Annotated in this window: 14 protein-coding genes; 4 read left to right on the top strand and 10 right to left on the bottom strand. The window is 68.5% G+C overall.

Features of this window, described 5'->3' with window-relative positions; translation table 11 throughout:
• Positions 1–12: 12 nt before the first annotated feature.
• Entirely contained in the window at positions 13–1,191 is a 1,179-nt protein-coding gene (locus G578_RS0106750; protein ID WP_028793586.1) for a cystathionine gamma-synthase, read from the top strand.
• Between the two features lie 292 nt (positions 1,192–1,483).
• On the opposite strand, the gene G578_RS28240 is transcribed toward G578_RS0106750, so the two are convergent.
• Positions 1,484–4,144 (bottom strand): methyl-accepting chemotaxis protein, encoded by a 2,661-nt coding sequence (locus G578_RS28240; RefSeq protein WP_051244188.1) that lies wholly within the window; start codon positions 4,142–4,144, stop codon positions 1,484–1,486.
• Positions 4,145–4,234: 90 nt separating this feature from the next.
• Here G578_RS28240 and G578_RS0106760 point away from each other — a divergent pair, with 90 nt between their 5' ends.
• Positions 4,235–4,804 (top strand): tetratricopeptide repeat protein, encoded by a 570-nt coding sequence (locus tag G578_RS0106760; protein ID WP_038013774.1) that lies wholly within the window; start codon positions 4,235–4,237, stop codon positions 4,802–4,804.
• 13 nt (positions 4,805–4,817) lie between these two features.
• Here G578_RS0106760 and G578_RS28245 read toward each other — a convergent pair whose 3' ends face one another.
• On the bottom strand, positions 4,818–5,936 hold the full coding sequence (locus tag G578_RS28245; protein ID WP_156907226.1) for a M48 family metallopeptidase: 1,119 nt from the start codon (positions 5,934–5,936) through the stop codon (positions 4,818–4,820).
• The gene (locus tag G578_RS28250) at positions 5,917–7,029 is read right to left on the bottom strand and encodes a DUF898 family protein (protein WP_028793589.1); all 1,113 of its coding nucleotides are present in this window, start codon (positions 7,027–7,029) and stop codon (positions 5,917–5,919) included. Before G578_RS28250 ends, G578_RS28245 begins: the two co-directional genes overlap by 20 nt.
• A gap of 163 nt (positions 7,030–7,192) precedes the next feature.
• On the opposite strand from G578_RS28250, the gene G578_RS0106775 reads away from it, so the two are divergent.
• On the top strand, positions 7,193–8,530 hold the full coding sequence (locus G578_RS0106775; RefSeq protein ID WP_038013777.1) for a dihydroorotase: 1,338 nt from the start codon (positions 7,193–7,195) through the stop codon (positions 8,528–8,530).
• Positions 8,531–8,532: 2 nt separating this feature from the next.
• Positions 8,533–9,012, top strand: coding sequence for a GFA family protein (locus G578_RS0106780; RefSeq protein WP_038013780.1), 480 nt, complete (start codon positions 8,533–8,535; stop codon positions 9,010–9,012).
• Positions 9,013–9,019: 7 nt separating this feature from the next.
• Here G578_RS0106780 and ccoS read toward each other — a convergent pair whose 3' ends face one another.
• Genes ccoS through ccoO form a run of 7 tightly spaced genes read right to left on the bottom strand, consistent with a single transcriptional unit; the run spans position 9,020 to position 15,349 of the window.
• The gene (gene ccoS / locus G578_RS0106785; RefSeq protein ID WP_028793592.1) at positions 9,020–9,193 is read right to left on the bottom strand and encodes a cbb3-type cytochrome oxidase assembly protein CcoS; all 174 of its coding nucleotides are present in this window, start codon (positions 9,191–9,193) and stop codon (positions 9,020–9,022) included.
• The gene (locus G578_RS0106790) at positions 9,190–11,481 is read right to left on the bottom strand and encodes a heavy metal translocating P-type ATPase (protein WP_028793593.1); all 2,292 of its coding nucleotides are present in this window, start codon (positions 11,479–11,481) and stop codon (positions 9,190–9,192) included. The genes ccoS and G578_RS0106790 overlap by 4 nt, the downstream gene beginning before the upstream one ends.
• Position 11,482: 1 nt before the next feature.
• On the bottom strand, positions 11,483–11,980 hold the full coding sequence (locus tag G578_RS25130) for a FixH family protein (RefSeq protein WP_051244194.1): 498 nt from the start codon (positions 11,978–11,980) through the stop codon (positions 11,483–11,485).
• Positions 11,977–13,551 (bottom strand): cytochrome c oxidase accessory protein CcoG, encoded by a 1,575-nt coding sequence (ccoG, locus tag G578_RS0106800; RefSeq protein ID WP_028793594.1) that lies wholly within the window; start codon positions 13,549–13,551, stop codon positions 11,977–11,979. The genes G578_RS25130 and ccoG overlap by 4 nt, the downstream gene beginning before the upstream one ends.
• Before the next feature lie 32 nt (positions 13,552–13,583).
• Positions 13,584–14,453: a cytochrome-c oxidase, cbb3-type subunit III gene (gene ccoP / locus G578_RS0106805; RefSeq protein ID WP_028793595.1), complete on the bottom strand. Its 870-nt coding sequence runs from the start codon at positions 14,451–14,453 to the stop codon at positions 13,584–13,586.
• 3 nt (positions 14,454–14,456) lie between these two features.
• On the bottom strand, positions 14,457–14,606 hold the full coding sequence (locus G578_RS0106810; protein ID WP_028793596.1) for a CcoQ/FixQ family Cbb3-type cytochrome c oxidase assembly chaperone: 150 nt from the start codon (positions 14,604–14,606) through the stop codon (positions 14,457–14,459).
• Between the two features lie 11 nt (positions 14,607–14,617).
• Positions 14,618–15,349, bottom strand: a complete 732-nt coding sequence (gene ccoO / locus G578_RS0106815; protein WP_028793597.1) for a cytochrome-c oxidase, cbb3-type subunit II — start codon at positions 15,347–15,349, stop codon at positions 14,618–14,620.
• Positions 15,350–15,351: the final 2 nt, after the last annotated feature.

Genomic DNA, 15,351 nt, shown 5'->3' on the forward strand with positions numbered 1-15,351 from the left:
ACGGAGCATTTTATGACCGATCCCAAGATAGCCGGGCGTAACCGTCCGGGTTTCGCCACCCGCGCCATCCATGCGGGGCAGAGCCCGGACCCGACCACCGGCGCGATCATGACGCCGATCTATGCGACCTCGACCTATGTGCAGGAGAGCCCGGGCGTCCATAAGGGCTTCGAGTATTCGCGCAGCCAGAACCCGACCCGCTTCGCCCTGGAGGCCTGCATCGCCGATCTGGAGAACGGCGAGAAGGGCTTCGCCTTCGCCTCGGGACTGGCGACGATCGGTACCGTGCTGGAGCTGCTGAACAGCGGCGACCACGTCATCGCCATGGATGATCTGTATGGCGGCAGCTACCGGCTGTTCGAGAATGTGCGGCGGCGCTCGTCGGGTCTCGATTTCAGCTTCGTCGACCTCTCCGACCTGTCCGCCCTGGAGGCCGCGGTCACGGAGAAGACCAGGATGATCTGGGTGGAGACCCCGACCAACCCGCTGCTGAAGCTGGTCGACCTCGCCGCCATCGCCGAGTTCGCCAAGAAGCACGACCTGATCACGGTCTGCGACAACACCTTCTGCTCGCCTTATGTCCAGCGCCCGCTCGATCACGGCATCGACATCGTCATGCACTCCACCACCAAGTACCTGAACGGCCATTCCGACGTGGTCGGCGGCGTCGCCGTGGTGGCCGAGGGGCGGGAGAACCTGCGCGACAAGCTCGGGTTCCTGCAGAACGCGGTGGGCTCGATCGCCGGCCCGTTCGACAGTTTCCTGGTGCTGCGCGCGCTGAAGACCCTGCCGGTGCGCATGGAGCGGCACTGCGACAACGCCGAGCGGATCGCCGCCTTCCTGGAAGCCCATCCCAAGATCGAGAAAGTCTATTACCCCGGCCTGGCCAGCCACCCGCAGCACGATCTTGCCAAGCGGCAGATGACCCGGTTCGGCGGCATGGTGACGGCGGTGCTGAAGGGCGGGCTGGACGACGCCAGGGCGTTTCTGGAGCGCTGCGAGCTGTTCGCCCTGGCGGAGAGCCTTGGCGGGGTGGAGAGCCTGATCGAGCACCCGGCGATCATGACCCATGCCAGCGTGCCCAGGGAGATCCGCGAGGCGCTGGGCATCTCCGACGGACTGGTCCGCCTGTCGGTCGGCATCGAGGACGGTGACGACCTGATCGCGGAGCTGGAGACCGCGCTGGGCTGACCTTTCAACTCGGCCCGGCCCTTCGACACGTCCCATCCCGGATCGAGTCCGGGATGGGGCTGCTCAGGGCGAGGTCATCACTCTAACGTTTCTCCATCGTCATCCCGGCGTCATCCCGGACGGCTCCGGACTTGATCCGGGGGCGGGCCGGGACCTCGTTCGGGCGCTCCGGCCTGATCCCGGCCGGTCTCCGGGTCAAGCCCGGACATCGCCGGGATGACGGGGAAGGAAGAAAGAAAAAGGGCGGGATCTCTCCCGCCCTTCGTCGTTTGCGATGGAAGAGGTCTTCGCCTCAGTTCTGGCCGCCGCCGCGGACCTGGGTGAGGAAGTTCTCCACCTCGCGGTCGAGCACTGAGGAATCCTCCGCCAGCAGGGTGGCCGAGCTGAGCACCTCTTCCGCCTGATGGCCGGTGTCGTTGGCCACCGTCGACACCATCTCGATGGTGCGGGTCACGTCGTCGGTGCCGGTCGCCGCCTCCTGGCTGGAGCGGGCGATCTCCTGGGTCGACGCACCCTGCTCCTCCACCGCGCCGGCGATGGCGGTCACGTGGCCGTCGATCTCGCGGATCGCCTCGGAGACCTCGCGGATGGCGGTGACCGCAGCGGCCACGCCATCCTGCACCGATTTGATCTGGATGGTGATCTCCTCGGTCGCCTTGCCGGTCTGGCTGGCCAGCGACTTCACCTCCGACGCCACAACCGCGAAGCCCTTGCCGGCCTCACCGGCCCGCGCCGCCTCGATGGTGGCGTTCAGCGCCAGCAGGTTGGTCTGCTCGGCGATGTCCTGGATCAAAGTGACGACCGTGCCGATCCGGTTGGTCGACTGCTCCAGCGTCTCCACCGTGCGGTTGGTGGCGTCCGCCTGGTCCGCGGCCACGCGGGCGCGGGCCGAGCTTTCGCTGACCTTGTTGGAGATCTCGACGATCGAGGCCGAGAGCTCCTCCGCCGCGGCGGCGACGGTCTGCACGTTGGACGAGGTCTGCTGGGCGGCCCCGACGCCGGCGGTCGAGCGCTCGCGCACGTCGCCGGCCCCGGCGGCCATCTTCTTCGCCGTGTCGGCCATGCCGCGCGAGGCGGTGCCCAGACGATCGACGATGCCCTTCACCCGGCTCTCGAACGCGTCGGCCAGCTCGACCCGCTGGCGCTGACGCTCCTCCGACGCCCGGCGCTCCGACTCGATCTGGTCGGCCCGCAGCCGTTCGACCTCCTTGGCGCTGTCGCGGAACACCTGAACCGTCCCGGCCATGGTGCTGATCTCGTCGGAGCCGGAGGTGTCGACTTCGACGTCCAGTTCGCCGTCGGCCAGGCGGCGCATGACGCCCGCCAGGCTGGTCAGCCGCTTGACCACACCGCGCCAGACCACGATCAGCCCGATCAGGATCGCGGCCACGACACTGGCGGCCGCCAGGGCCAGGATCATCATCCGGCTCTCGTTGATGGTCTGCTTGGCGGCGTCGGCGGTCGCGTGCGCGCTCTCCGTCGCGGCGTCGACCATCTGGGCGACGGCCGTGCCGAAGGCGCCGGACACGTCCCGGGCCCGGGCCAGGGCGGCATCGGCATCGTTTTCGGCCATGAGCATCGCCTTGCGTCGCTCGAACACGCCGTCGTCGTCGTTGCCGAGTTCCAGGATGGCATTCAGGCTCGGAAGCAGGCCGCTCAGCCGCTCGATCCCGGACGCCTCCTTCTGGATATCCGTCAGCATGGTCAGGGCCATCGCGAACTCGAGGCTGATGCTGTCCAGGTGCCGCTCGGATTCGGCGCCGGCCGCGGCGTTCAGCGTGCCGATGATCAGGTTGGACGTGGCCGCGGCCTCCAGCATCAGCTGGAACTCGCGCACGTCGTCCTGCACCAGGCCACCGATCAGCTTGCGCGAGCCGATGGCCAGATCGCGCCCGGCGAAGGCCATGTTGCGCTGTGCCTCGCCGACCAGCGGGTTGACCGACTTCTCGAACGCCTCGGCGATCGCCGGCAGGGCGGCGTCGAGTTCCTCGCGCTGCCGCTGGACCGCGTCGAACTGCTCCGGGGTCAGCTCGACCCAGTTGATCTCCTTGCGGCGGATCTCGAAGGCCGAGTCCTCGCCGGTGCCACGCGCGATCAGCTCCAGGGCGGCGTCGCGGAAGCGGTTGCCGTCCTCGGTATCCGGGGCGCTGGTCACCGAGTATTGCATCTCGGTGGCGAGATCCTTGAACTTCGCCTCCTCGCGGGCGAGCAGTTCCAGGTCCACCGTGCTGGCGACCCGGGCCAGCATGCCGAGCATCTTCTGGCCGGTGCCCGCCAGGGTCAGGATGTCCTTGAGCGCCGTCATGTGGGTGCCGAGCAGCTCGCCCACCGTGGAGGTGGTCGCCTCGATCGCCTCTTCGCCGGTCTTCACCATCCGCTCGCTGGCTTCGGCGATCATCGGTTGCACGTCGTTCTGGAACTGGTTGTTCACCTCGGAGACGTTCTGAATGGCCTGGCCGAGCCTGGCCTTGGCATCGACCCGGCGCAGGACCGCGGAGTCGAGATCGGTCATCGCCTGGGACAGGGTGTCGGCGAGCTCCGTCAGGGAGGAGACGTCGGCGCCGGTGGTCTGCAGATCCTGCAGGCGCGCTGCCAGTTCCTGCTGTTTGGTGGCGAGCTCGTCGCGAATGGCCTGACGTTCCTCGTCGGTCTTGGCCGATACGAGGCTCGGCGCGGCGGCGGCAACGGCGGAACTGCTGGCGGCGAGCTCTAGGCTGCTGGTCACCGCCGGCATCGCCTCGTCGGTGACGATGGTCAGGGTGCTCTCGACGTTGGAAAAGGCAAACCAGGCGACGCCGGCCGTCAGGACGGTCAGAAGGGTTGTCGCCGCGAACGCCGTGCCCAACCGGCCGGCGATGCCGAAGCCCCCGGTCTTGCCGGGCGCGCTCTGCTGCGACTCGTCGGTGCCGGAGGAATTTTCACTGTCGAGCTGTGCCGTTCCCGTAACGGACATAAATCAACTCCTAATGGGGTCTGAATGGCTGAATAACCGTAGGTTGGAAGAATTAATAAAGGATTACGAAGCAGGATGGGGAGCACAATAATGAATGGTATTTTACTGAAATTTAGACGGCTTGCTGTTGCTCTTGTGTTTCTTCTCGGCGCCGCCAACGCGTCACAGGCGGATCAGACCGATCCGCGCCTGGATGCGCTGTTCGAGAAGCTTAGGATTGCTGAAGTTTTCTCAATCGCGCATGCGACCGAGCAGCAGATCTGGATCATCTGGCACGAGGCGCCCGAGATTCCGGAAGTGGCGGAAATCATGGAAGATGGCCTGCAAGCAATGCGGGAGTCCCGGCTCGGGGACGCGTTGGAGGCCTTTGACAAGGCGGTGCGGCGCGCGCCCACCTTTGCCGAAGCGTGGAACAAGCGGGCGACGATCAACTTCCTGCTCGCCGACTATCCCGCGTCGATCGCCGATGTCCGGCAGACCCTTGCGCTCGAGCCGCGACATTTTGGCGCGCTGTCCGGACTCGGCCTGATCAACCTCAAGCTCGACCGCAAGGCCGACGCCCTGGCGGCCTTCGAGGCGGCGCTGGAGATCCACCCCTTCCTGCCGGTCCGCTTCGAGATCGACGCCCTGCGCAAGGCGGTGGAGGGCGAGAAGATCTGAGCGGGGTGGCCGCTCACCGGCACATGCGCTTGACCGCGGCGAGCTGGGCCGCGTCGAGGCCCGGGCCGGTGCCGGTCTGCGCCTCGGCGAACAGGGCGGCCCGGTCGGCCGAGCCGGGATGGGTTTCGATCAGGGTCAGCAGTGCCCCGACCGTGCCGCCGATCTCGCGCTCATGCAGGCGCTCGAAGAAGGCCTGTCCACCGTCCGAGCGGATGTCGTTGTCGCGCATCAGGTCCAGGGCCGTATGGTCGGCCCGGTCCTCCTGGTGGCGGGTATAGCGCGCGTTGAGCAGCGCGCCGGTCAGGCTCGAGGCGATCGAGCCCGCCGCCTCCTGCCCGAACAGCAGGGCGAGGAGGAGGCTCACCCCCTCCCGGCGGATCCACCCGGTCATCGGATCGCGGTGCACCACATGGGAGATCTCGTGCGCCAGGACGGCGGCGATCTCCGAGCCGTCGCGGCTTGCCTCGATCAGCCCGCTGGTCAGGACCACCCGTCCGCCCGGCAGGGCGAAGGCGTTCACCACGTCCCAGTCGATCACCGTGAGCTGCGGGGTCGGGATTCCGGCCGCGCCGGCGAGCCGTCGGGACAGGGCGTCGAGCGCGGCGAGGCCCTCGGTGCCGTCGCAGCGCGGATGGGAGGCGGCGAGCTGCTCGATGGCCTGATCGGAGGAGGCCGCCCCGGTATCGGCCGGGAGCAGATGGGCGGCGACGCCGCTGAGGGGCGCCAGGGCGACGAGGGCGAGGGCCAGGACCGCGACCGTGGCACCGATGGCGAGGGCCGCGCTGGGGCGGCGGGCGAGACCGAGGACCTGCCGTCCGGAGCGCCGCTCGTCGCCCGAGGCCCGCGAGAGGATCGTGCGGGCATGGGCCGGCAGGTCGGGTGTCAGGCGGGCGTCCTGGGCGTCGAGCATGGCGAAGACCATGTCCTCGCCGGCCGAGGCGGGCCGGTACACCTTGCTCCAGGGCCACAGCAGAGGGCATTGCGGCGCCGCGGCCAAGGCGTCCGCCGGCAGGATGCGCAGGCCCGTCTCCTCCACCAGAATCGCGACCCGATGGTCGGCCCCGGTCACGCCGTCGAGCAGCAGGGCATTGCCCACCGGACCGGCGCGGTTGTCAGGCGATGTCGAAGTCACCGGCCAGCCCCTCTCCGCCGAATGCACTGTCGTCGTCCCCGACCTGTCGCAGGCCGGCCGGGTCGGGCATGCCGTAGACGACCACCTTGTCGGCGAGGTAGCGGATCTTGCGCTCCCAGGTGAGGGGCGCGAGCAGTCCCAGGGAAATGCCGATCAGTAGCCAGTTGCCGAAGGTCAGCCAGGCCATGTCCGCCGCGCTTCCGCTGAACCGGATCCGGGTCGGGCCGACCGAGGACAGGTTGCAGATCAGCCGCCAGAAGGCGACGCGGTAGATCGAGAGCATGTACAGCACGACCCAGAAGACGGCGAGACCGAAGCCGATCATGGCGAGATAGAAGAACGTCTCGCTGCCGGAGATGGCGACGATCCCGATGAGCCAGAACCAGGCCACGAACCCTGCGATCGCCATCAGGGCCAGCCCGATCCAGATCCCGATCCAGGTCGGGAACAGGGCCCAGACCCCGCCCCGATAGCTTCCCTTCAACCCGCCGATATTCAGGGTGTTGAGGATGGTGTTGGCCCGGTAGAGGTCGACCACCGGCTTCAGGAGCCAGCCGGAGAAGACGATCATCGCCGCCGAGGCGGCCGCCACGATGAGGTAGCTCCCGACCGGATGCTCGATCCGGCCGCGGATGCCGCGCCAGCGTGTGCGGGAGATCCGGTAGCGCCAGCTCAGAAAGCGGCCCATCTCGATGAGCATGAGCACGGCGATGAGATAGACGAGGTCGACCGTCTCGACCGTTCCGGCATCCACGGTCGGCATCTCGCGCTGCAGGCCGAGTTCGATCAGCATGAAGATGATGCCCAGCGGCAGCAGGATCACCAGGAACACCCGCACGAATCCGAGGAAAATCTCCAGGCCGGTGCCGGTGTATTCGAGCGGCCGACCCGCGAACCGGATCCGCCGCCACAGGATCTGCCGCATGATCGTGATCGCCCAGAACCGGTAGAGGCCCAGCGTGAGGATCATCAGCGCGACGTTGATGACGTGCCGCCGGATCAGGGGCCACGAGCCGCCTTCGGTGTATTCCAGCGTGGAGACGGTGGCGGAACCCGGCGGCGGCGCGCCTCGGTCGTATTGGGGGACGGACAAAACGGTCCTCGGCCTCGGTTTGAAATTTCGCCGACTATCGCAGGTCGGGCGCGACGGCTCCACCGTAGCAATTCGCACGTCGGCACGAGATCCTGCGTCCCGAGACCGGTTGCCGCCCGCTGCGGCGCGGCTATGCTGGCGCCGGTCACGAATGGAGGCATGCATGGCGCGATACGATCTGGTGGTGCGGGGCGGCGAGGTGTTCACCCCGTCCGGACTGGAACGGGTGGATCTCGGGGTTACGGGCGGCAAGATCACCGCGATCGGCGATCTGGCGACGGCGGAGGCGGGCGAGGTGGTCGACGCGTCCGGCCTGACCGTGCTGCCCGGCGTGATCGACACCCAGGTGCATTTCCGTGAGCCCGGCCTGGAGCACAAGGAAGACATCCACCACGGCACCCGCGCCGCCGCCAAGGGTGGGGTCACCGCGATCTTCGAGATGCCGAACACCTCGCCGCTGACTCTCACCGAGGTCGAACTGAACGACAAGCTCGCCCGCTCCAAGGGGCGCGCCTGGTGCGACCACGCCTATTTCGTCGGCGCGGCGGAAGAGAATTTCCACCTGCTGGAAGAGCTGGAGCTGGCGCCGGGCTGCGCCGGGGTGAAGGTTTTCATGGGCTCGTCCACCGGCTCGCTGCTGGTCGAGAAGGACGAGCTGCTGGCCAAGGTGCTGGCCGCCGGCCGCCGCCGGGTCGCCGTTCATGCCGAGGACGAGGACATGCTGCGCGAGCGTCAGCACATCGCCAAGGAGGCGGGCCACCCCCGCGCCCATCCGGTCTGGCGCTCGCCGGAATGCGCCCTGAAGGCGACCCAGCGGATCGTCCGTTTGGGCCGGGCCGCCGGCCGTCCGGTGCATGTGCTGCACATCACCTCGGCCGAGGAGATGGAATTCCTGGCCGAGAACAAGGACGTGGCCACGGTCGAGACCACCCTGAACCACCTGACCATGGCGGCGCCGGAATGCTACGAGCGGCTCGGCTCGCTGGCGCAGATGAACCCGCCCGTGCGCGAGCAGCATCACCAGGACGCTTTGTGGCGGGCGATCGCCGACGGCACGGTCGATGTCATCGGCTCCGACCACGCGCCGCACACCCTGGAGGAGAAGCAGCGTCCCTATCCGTCGAGCCCGTCCGGCATGCCCGGCGTGCAGACCCTGCTGCCGCTGCTGCTCGACCACATGAATGCAGGCCGGCTGACCCTGGCCCGGCTGGTCGACCTGACCTCGGCCGGTCCGCACCGGATCTACGGCATCGCCGGGAAGGGGCGCATCGCCAAGGGCTGGGACGCGGACCTGACCCTGGTCGACCTGAAGGCCAAGCGCGAGATCACCAACAAGTGGATCGCCAGCAAGTGCGGCTGGACCCCGTTCGACGGCAAGACCGTTACCGGCTGGCCGATCGCCACCCTGGTGCGCGGCAACGTGGTGATGCGCGACGAGGAACTGGTCGGCGAGGCGGTGGGCGAGCCGGTGCGCTTCTGGTCCAGCCTGCAGAGGGGGTGAGCATGGCCGACGACACCTTTGCCGAGGGTGGCTGCACCTGCCGGTCGGTGCGCTACCGGCTCAAGCGCAAGCCGATGTTCGTGCATTGCTGCCACTGCACCTGGTGCCAGCGCGACAGCGGCACGGCCTTCGCGTTGAACGCCCTGATCGAGACGGCGGAGATGGAGGTGATCTCCGGCACGTTGGAGGCGGTGGACACCCCGACCGAGAGCGGCAAGGGGCAGATCTTCATGCGCTGCCCGACCTGCCTGGCGACCCTGTACAGCCATTATGCCGGGGCGGGGAAGTCGGTCGCCTTCGTACGGGTCGGGACGTTGGACGAACCGGCCCGGGTTCCGCCGGACATCCACATCTTCACCCGTTCCAAACTGCCCTGGGTCGGGTTGCCGGAGGGGGCGCTGGTGATGGAGGGGTTCTATGCCTACCGGGAGCACTGGCCCGAAGAGAGCTTTGCGCGGCTGAAGGCGGCCCGTCAGGGATAGGCCGACCCTATTCCCTCGGTCCGCCCGATTTCTTCGGCTTGTCCTCTTCCGGCAGCAGGATGCGCTCGGCCGCCCCGTCGAGATCCTCGAACTGGCCCGACCGCAGGGCCCACAGGAAGGCGACGAGGCCGATCAGGCCGAGTACCAGGGCGGCCGGGATCAGGATCGACAGGACGGTCATACGCGGGCTCCCAGCGCCGGGGTGAGGGGAGTCCTGATGTCGTCCCGGGCGGCGGATCCTGCAACCCCGGACCGGCGCTCCGGCAGGGCGAGACGCAGAGCGTTGGCCACCACGACGATCGAGGAGGCCGACATGGCGATCGCCGCGAAGAGCGGGGTCGCATAGCCGGCGATGGCCAGCGGAATGGCGATGGCGTTGTAGACGATGGCCAGTCCGAAATTCTCCAGAATCAGCCGCCGCGCCTTGCGGGCGACCGCGATGGCGGTCGGGATGGCGCCCATGTCCTCGCTCAGGAAGACGATGCCGGCGGCCGTGCGGCTGACATCGGAGGCGGCACTCGGCGCCATGGAGACGTCGGCGGCGGCCAGGGCCGGGGCGTCGTTCAGCCCGTCGCCGATCATGAGCACCCGATGGCCGTCGCCCTGCAACGCGTGGATCGCCGCGATCTTGCCGGCCGGCGTGGCGCGGGCGGTCCAGCTCTCCAGGTTGAGCCGGGCGGCGGTCTCGGCGACCTTGGCCTCGCCGTCGCCGGACAGCAGGGTCGGGGCCAGGCCAAGGCGGATCAGGGTCGCGACCGCGCCGTCCGCACCCGGACGCGGCCGGTCGAGCAGATCGAAGGCGGCGGCCAGCGCGCCGTCGCAGGACAGCGCCGGCGCACCCCGCCGGTCGACGGACAGTGCGTCGAAGGCCTCCGCGGACAGGGCCCAGTCAGGGCGGCCGAGGCGCCAGGTCCGGCCGTCGATGACGCCTTCGATGCCGTGGCCGGCATGTTCGGTCACGCGATCCGGGGCGATGGGGGTGGCAGGCGCGGCCGCCGCGATGGCCTGCGCCACCGGATGCCGGCTATGCCGGGCGAGGGCGGCGGCGACCGACAGGGTGCCGTCAGCAAGCTGCTCAAGCGCGCGCGGGTCCACGGTCGGGGTGGTCAGCGTGCCGGTCTTGTCCAGCACCACCCGGTCCACGGTGGCCAGCGTCTCCAGCGCCCCGCCGTCGCGCAGCAGGATGCGGTGCTTCAGCAGCCGTCCGGCAGCGACGACCTGCACGATCGGGGCGGCGAGGCCCAGGGCGCAAGGGCAGGTGATGATCAGCACGGCGATGGCGGTGGTCAGGGCGTGGTGCAGCCCGCCGCCGGCCGCCCACCAGCCGACGAAGGTGGCCGCCGCGATCAGATGCACGGCAGGGGCGTAGACCGCGGCCATCCGGTCGGCCAGACGGCTCAGCGCCGGCCGCGCGGTCTCCGCCGCCTCCAGCATGGAGCGCATCTCGCCCAGGAAGGAGGCGTGGCCGGCCCGCGTGGCGGTCAGTTTCAGCGGCCCGTCGACCACCATGGCGCCCGCCACGACCGTGTCGCCCGGAGCCAGCTCGACCGCGTCGCTTTCGCCGGTGACGACCGAGAGATCGACCCGCACGCCCCTTGAAACCACGGTGCCGTCCACCGGCACCCGGTCGCCGGAGGCGACCAGCACGGTCATGTCGGCCGCGACCTCGGAGACCGGGGTCCAGGCGGTGGTGCCGTCGGCGGCGACGACCACCGCCCCGCGCGGCGTCGTCCGGTCGAGGGTCTTCAGGGCCGCACCGGCGCGGGACCGCATCACGTAGTCGAGCGTGCGGCCGATCAGCAGGAAGAACAGCAGGGTGACCGAGGCGTCGAAATAGGCATGCGCTCCGCCGGTCAGGGTTTCGTGCAACGACAGACCCACCGCGAGGATCACGGCGAGCGAGATCGGCACGTCCATGTTGAGCCTGCCCGCCTTCAGGGCGTGCAGCGCCGGGGCGAAGAACGGCCGGCCGGCGACGGCGACAGCCGGAATGGCGATGGCGGCGGAGATCCAGTGGAACAGGTCGCGGGTCGCGTCGTCCGCTCCCGACCAGATGGAGACCGACAGCAGCATGACGTTGCCGGCGGCGAAGCCGGCGACCGCCAGGGCAATGAACAGGCGGCGCAAGACCGGGTCCGGCCCGCTCTCGGCCTCGTCCAGCAGTCCGGCCCGGTAGCCGGCATGGTCGAGGGCGGTGAAGACGGCGTCCGCGTCGACGGCGTCGCGCGGCCATTTCACCGTGACGAACCGCCCGGCGAGATTGACCCGCGCGTCGGTCACCCCGTCGACCGCGCCCACAGCCTTTTCGATGGCGGAGATGCAGGCGGCGCAATGGGCGTCCGGCACGGCGAGGCGTGTGGCGACCAGCCCGTCGCCCAGATCGTGGGAGGCGTCCAGCAGCTCGCGCCGGTCCGGCCGCTGGGCCTGGCCCGGCACCGAAAGCGAGGCGGAGGCGGCGCAGCAGGACATGTCACTTGCCTTCGCTCAGCGAGAACCGGGTCTCGTAGCGCCAGACCCGGCCACCGGCCAGCTTGAGGGCGACGTCGGCGACCCAGAGGCCGTCGGCGAGGGCGTCGGGCATGCTGACGGTGCCGCTCGGCGCGGCCGGGACGTCGATCAGCCGGTCCTCGGTGCGGGTGACCGGGCGACCGATCCGCACCGTCCCGCCGAGGATCGCCACACCCTGTCCGTCGGCGTCCGTGAGGGTCAGGGAGAGCTGATCGTCGGCCTGCAAGAAGGCCAGCTCGTAGCCCAGGGCCTGCTGCACGCGGGCGGCGGCGACGCGTTCGTTGAAGCGCTGACTCTCCACGTAGGAGTTGGCGACGACGAGGCCCGGCCAGGTGCCGGCGGCCAGGGTCGCCATGGTCACGTTCACCGCGATGATCAGGCCGAAGAACGACAGCAGGATCAGGAAGACGTGGCGGCCGGTCAGTTTGAACGATCCGTCGGTCCGGGACGTGTCACTCATCGCGCTGCTCCATTGTCGAAGATCGCATCGTATTCCGCCCGCTCCGAACCCGCACTGTCGCGGACGCGGAAGCGGAACGGGGTCTGCTGGCCGTCGAGGCCCTCGGGATCGGCGATCACGAAGATCCGCTGGGCGCGCAGGCTGTCCGGGTCGATATCGAGGAAGATCGCCTGCCGCGGGTCGTCCTTCTCCAGCGGCATGATCATGGCCCCCTGGGGGAAGTCCTCGATGGTCAGCAGCACCGTCCGGCGTTCCGGCATCATGTTGAGGATCTTCACGGTGTATCCGTTTCGCACGGTGCCGTCCGACAGCCGCACGGAGACCGGGTTGCGGTCGTGCAGCACGTTGATCTCCAGCCGGTCGCGGGTGGTCAGCATGACCAGCATGCCGAGGCCGATCAGCGCCCAGATGGCGAAGTAGATCATCGTGCGCGGGCGCAGGATCGAGCGCAGGGTGGTGTGCTCGACCTCCGGCGCGATGCCGCCGTCGGCGGTGTGGACGCGCGCCGGGTCGACCGTGCCGTCGGCGAGCTGCGCCAGCTTCATGTTGTGATTGTAGGACGCCAGCGTGGAGTAGGAGATCAGGCCCTTGGGCTGTCCGATCTTCTCCATCACCCCGTCGCAGGCGTCGATGCACAGCGCGCAGGTGATGCATTCGAGCTGCTGGCCGTCGCGGATGTCGATGCCCATCGGGCAGACCGCGACGCAGGCGTTGCAGTCGATGCAGTCGCCCACCGTGGCGCCGGCGGCCTGCTGAACCTTGCGGTGCCGCGAGCGCGGCTCGCCGCGCCAGACGTTGTAGGTCACGGTCAGCGAATGCTCGTCCAGCATCGCTGCCTGGATCCGCGGCCACGGGCACATATAGGTGCAGAGCTGCTCGCGCATCAGCCCGCCGAGCGAATAGGTCGTGAAGGTCAGCACGGCGATGGTGCCGTAGGCGACCGTCGGGGCGGTGCCGGTGAACACGTCCATGAAAAGGGTCGGCGCGTCGGCGAAATAGAAGATCCAGGCGCCGCCGGTCGCCACGGCGATCAACAGCCAGATCGTGTGCTTGCTCACCCGCTTGGCGGCCTTCGACGGGCTCATGGGCTCCTTGTCGAGGCGGATGCGCTTGTTGCGGTCGCCTTCGATGAACCGCTCGACCACCAGGAACAGGTCGACCCAGACGGTCTGCGGGCAGGTATAGCCGCACCAGGCGCGGCCGACCGAGGAGGTGACCAGGAACAGGCCGAGCGCCGCCATCAGCAGCAGGCCGGCCACATAGTAGAATTCCTGCGGCCAGATCTCGATCCAGAAGAAGTAGAAGCGGCGGTTGTACAGGTCGATCAGCACCGCCTGATCCGGAGCGAACTCGCCCCGGTCCCAGCGGATCCACGGGGTGATGTAGTAGATGCCCAGGGTGATCAGCATCACCAGCCACTTGAAGCGGCGGAAGGTGCCTTCCGCGCGCTTCGGGTGGATCTTCTTGCGCGGCGCATAGAGCGGCTGCTGCTGGTCGCGACGGTTGACCGGCTCGACATCGAATTGCTCGAGGCCGCTCCCTGCCGTGCCATTCTGGTCAACCGTCGTCATCGGAAGTCTCCGCCAGTCAGTTGTCGCGGCGCTTATTCGCCGCCGCCCAGACCGTGCACATACACGGCGAGCTGCTTCACCACCGCGTCACCCAGACGCTCACCCCAGGCCGGCATGACGCCGTGCTTCGGGTTGTTGATCTGCGACACGATCTCCTGCTGCGAGTCGCCGTACAGCCACAGCGCATCGGCCAGGTTCGGGGCCCCCAGGTCGGTATTGCCGAGCCCGTCCTCGCCGTGGCAGGCGGCGCAGTTCTCGGCATAGACCCGGGCACCCTCGTCCATCGCGCCCCGGTCGTGCTCCAGACCGGAGAGCGAGCGGACGTAGTGGGCGACCGCCAGGATGTCCTCGCGCGGGAGAAGCTGGTCGCGCCCGAAGGCCGGCATCTCGGACCACCGGGTGTCGCCGTCCGCCTCGTAGCGGACGCCATGGCGGATGGTCGCGGCGATCTGCTCGATCGACCCGCCCCACAGCCAGTCGTCGTCGTTCAGGTTCGGGTAGCCCGCGGCCCCCTGGGCGCCGGAGCCGTGGCACTGGGAGCAGTAGACCTTGAAGGCCGAGGCGCCGCCCGCCGACGCGAAGCGCGCCAGTTCCGGGTTGGCCGGGATCTCGCCCACCTCCATGCCGCGGATCTGCTCCAGCATGTCGGCCCGGCCGGCTTCGACCGCGGCCATCTCCTCGTGCAGCTGGCCGCGGGTGGTCTCGCCGGAGATACCCTGGGTCGCCCCCTCGATCAGCGGGATCGCCGGATAGTACACGGCGTAGCCGATGGAGAAGACGATGGTGGCGTAGAATACGTAGACCCACCAGCGCGGCAGCGGATTGTTCAGCTCCTTGATGCCGTCCCACTCGTGACCGGTGGTCTCGACATTGGTGACGCTGTCGATCTCCTTCTCGCTCATGGCTCAGTCCTCCTTAAGCGGGATGGCGGCGGCGTCGTCGGCCGATTTGCGTCCACCCGGTCGGAATGTGTAGGCGATCACCCCGAGGAAGATGATCACCATGTAGAGCAGCCCCCAGCTGTCGGCGGCCTGTCTCAGGCTCTCGTACGTCATGGCAGGCCTCCTCAGCGGGCATTGGCTTCGGGGTCGAAGGTCGAGAAGTCGACCAGCGTCCCGAGCATCTGCAGGTAGGCGATCACGGCATCCATCTCCGTCAGGCGGTTCGGGTTGCCGTCGAAATCGCCGGTCTTGGCCTTCGGGTAGCGGGCTAGCAGCCCGTCCCAGTCGGCATCCGGGTTCGCCTGGTCGCGCATGTCGGCCAGGGCGTTCTCGATCATCTCGTCGTCATAGGGGACGCCGAGCATCCGGTTGGTCTTCAGGTGACCGGCGATGTTGGTGGCGTCGAGATCGGTGTCCGCCAGGAACGCGTAGGAGGGCATGATCGACTCCGGCACGACCGAGCGCGGCTCGATCAGGTGCTGGACGTGCCACTCGTTGGAGTAGCGGTCGCCGATGCGGGCCAGGTCCGGGCCGGTGCGCTTGGAGCCCCACTGGAACGGATGGTCGTACATGCTCTCCGCCGCCAGCGAGTAGTGGCCGTAGCGCTCCACCTCGTCGCGGAACGGCCGGATCATCTGGCTGTGACAGACGTAGCAGCCCTCGCGCTGGTAGATCTCGCGCCCCTTCAGTTCGAGCGGTGAGTAGGGACGCATCCCCTCCACCTTCTCGATGGTGTTCTGCAGGTAGAACAGGGGCGCGATCTCGACGATGCCGCCGATGGTGACCACGAGGAAGGAGAGGACCAACAGCAGGGTGGCGTTGGTCTCGACACTCTTGTGCCTATCAAGGATCGACATGG

Source organism: Thalassobaculum salexigens DSM 19539, from assembly GCF_000423805.1.
Taxonomy (GTDB): domain Bacteria; phylum Pseudomonadota; class Alphaproteobacteria; order Thalassobaculales; family Thalassobaculaceae; genus Thalassobaculum; species Thalassobaculum litoreum.

What these genes read in the sequence shown, in the direction of transcription:
- G578_RS0106750 (WP_028793586.1), top strand. Translation starts at nt 13, where the DNA reads ATGACCGATCCCAAGATAGCCGGGCGTAACCGTCCGGGTTTCGCCACC.
- G578_RS28240 (WP_051244188.1), bottom strand. Translation starts at nt 4,144, where the DNA reads ATGTCCGTTACGGGAACGGCACAGCTCGACAGTGAAAATTCCTCCGGC.
- G578_RS0106760 (WP_038013774.1), top strand. Translation starts at nt 4,235, where the DNA reads ATGAATGGTATTTTACTGAAATTTAGACGGCTTGCTGTTGCTCTTGTG.
- G578_RS0106775 (WP_038013777.1), top strand. Translation starts at nt 7,193, where the DNA reads ATGGCGCGATACGATCTGGTGGTGCGGGGCGGCGAGGTGTTCACCCCG.
- G578_RS0106780 (WP_038013780.1), top strand. Translation starts at nt 8,533, where the DNA reads ATGGCCGACGACACCTTTGCCGAGGGTGGCTGCACCTGCCGGTCGGTG.
- ccoS (WP_028793592.1), bottom strand. Translation starts at nt 9,193, where the DNA reads ATGACCGTCCTGTCGATCCTGATCCCGGCCGCCCTGGTACTCGGCCTG.
- G578_RS0106790 (WP_028793593.1), bottom strand. Translation starts at nt 11,481, where the DNA reads ATGTCCTGCTGCGCCGCCTCCGCCTCGCTTTCGGTGCCGGGCCAGGCC.
- G578_RS25130 (WP_051244194.1), bottom strand. Translation starts at nt 11,980, where the DNA reads ATGAGTGACACGTCCCGGACCGACGGATCGTTCAAACTGACCGGCCGC.
- ccoG (WP_028793594.1), bottom strand. Translation starts at nt 13,551, where the DNA reads ATGACGACGGTTGACCAGAATGGCACGGCAGGGAGCGGCCTCGAGCAA.
- ccoP (WP_028793595.1), bottom strand. Translation starts at nt 14,453, where the DNA reads ATGAGCGAGAAGGAGATCGACAGCGTCACCAATGTCGAGACCACCGGT.
- G578_RS0106810 (WP_028793596.1), bottom strand. Translation starts at nt 14,606, where the DNA reads ATGACGTACGAGAGCCTGAGACAGGCCGCCGACAGCTGGGGGCTGCTC.
- ccoO (WP_028793597.1), bottom strand. Translation starts at nt 15,349, where the DNA reads ATGTCGATCCTTGATAGGCACAAGAGTGTCGAGACCAACGCCACCCTG.